Here is a 1,062-nt window from a genome sequence, read left to right as displayed (position 1 = left end):
AGGAAATTTCATTGTTTTCCCGAATGGCAGCCATTTGTGATGTCTATGATGCGGTTACGTCTGAACGCGCTTATAAACAAGCCTGGGATCCTGCTGGAACCATTCGGGAAATGGCAAAATGGGAAGGTCATTTTGATAAACAAATTTTTAATAGTTTTGTTAAATCTGTTGGGATTTATCCCATTGGTTCACTGGTTCGTCTCACCTCACAGCGCCTAGCTGTGGTGGTTGAACCAGGAACAGAGTCTTTACTCAAACCCAAAGTGAAAGTGTTCTTCTCAACGCGTTCAAACGCCCCCATTCCTATACAAGTGATCGATTTGGCAGCAAAAAGTTGTAAAGAGAGCATCGAAGGACCAGAAGAACCTGCTGATTGGAATTTCAAATCCTTAGAAAACTTATGGTTATAGTTTAATATGTGAATTAGACTAGCCATGTGCTCACAGGCAAGGTATATATGAGTGAAAGATATCTCATGAGCGATAATATAAATGAATAGATATTATGGCAGATAATACACAGCCCGCATTGCACAGACTCATCACCAAGCGCTACATGCTGGCTGTTGTGCTTATTGCCATACTGTCCAGTTTCGCTGCCTACACATTAAAATCTGCCATATCCGATGTCGATAATACGGCCTATGTCGTCAATATCTCAGGCAGTCAACGCATGTTGAGTCAACATATTGCACTCGACATCCATCGTTTATATCAACAACGCTTCATAACAAACTCAGAGCAAGACACCACCGAGGATGCCTTAACTCAGCATATAAACAAGATGGGTGAGGCTAATCAGCAACTTGCCTCAGGCCAACTGAAAAATAATAAAACACTCGAACAGTCAGCAGCTATCCGACACCTCTATTTTGGCGATATCAACCTGTATGACAGAGTCAAGCAATACCTGAATACAGCCACACAGCTTATCGATACTTATGACGAACAAACCTTTCAGACATTGATGAATCAAATCGACAATGTCTCCGAAAATTTACTCATTGATTTAGATAAGGCTGTCAATCAATATCAGTTCGAAGGTGATGAAAGGCTCCGTATC

At 41.3% G+C, this 1,062-nt stretch carries 2 protein-coding genes; both read left to right on the top strand.

Going from position 1 to position 1,062, the window contains the following annotated elements:
- On the top strand, window positions 1–410 hold a 410-nt coding region (locus B4K20_RS08220), incomplete at its 5' end, for an HD-GYP domain-containing protein (RefSeq protein ID WP_414683372.1).
- Window positions 411–504: 94 nt separating this feature from the next.
- A partial coding sequence (locus B4K20_RS08215; RefSeq protein ID WP_289282536.1) for a type IV pili methyl-accepting chemotaxis transducer N-terminal domain-containing protein occupies window positions 505–1,062 on the top strand: 558 nt, incomplete at its 3' end.

It is taken from the genome of Methylophaga sp. UBA5088 (assembly GCF_002414625.1).
GTDB classification, from domain to species: Bacteria; Pseudomonadota; Gammaproteobacteria; order Nitrosococcales; family Methylophagaceae; genus Methylophaga; species Methylophaga marina.
The sequence above is the reverse complement of the archived record's forward strand: the minus strand, read 5'-3'. Positions and strand labels throughout refer to the sequence as shown.